This window comes from Mesorhizobium sp. M1A.T.Ca.IN.004.03.1.1, from assembly GCF_003997555.1.
Classification (GTDB): Bacteria; Pseudomonadota; Alphaproteobacteria; order Rhizobiales; family Rhizobiaceae; genus Mesorhizobium.
This window is the reverse complement of record NZ_RZTV01000459.1, coordinates 1-265: the sequence shown is the minus strand read 5'-3', so window position 1 is coordinate 265 and position 265 is coordinate 1. Positions and strand designations below refer to the sequence as shown.

Annotated in this window: 1 protein-coding gene; it reads left to right on the top strand. The window is 69.8% G+C overall.

The annotated features are described in order from the left end of the window. Positions 1 to 265: pyruvate kinase alpha/beta domain-containing protein (locus EOD29_RS32430; RefSeq protein WP_281059251.1), on the top strand; the 265-nt coding region annotated here is incomplete at both ends.

The following is a 265-nucleotide window of genomic DNA, read 5'->3' as shown; positions in this document are numbered from 1 at the left end:
TCGACCATGGCGTCAATTGCCGGCGCCATCGAGCGCGAGCCGCATTATCCCGGCATCATCTATGCCCAGCGCGCCCAGCCGGAAGCGACCGGCGCCGATGCGATCTCGCTTGCCGCCCGCCAGATCGCCGAGACGCTGAAGCTGTCGGCGATCGTCTGCTACACCTCCTCCGGCACGACGGGCCTGCGCGCCTCGCGCGAGCGCCCGCAGGTGCCGATCCTGGCATTGTCGCCGATCATCAAGACGGCGCGCCGGCTTGCCGTCG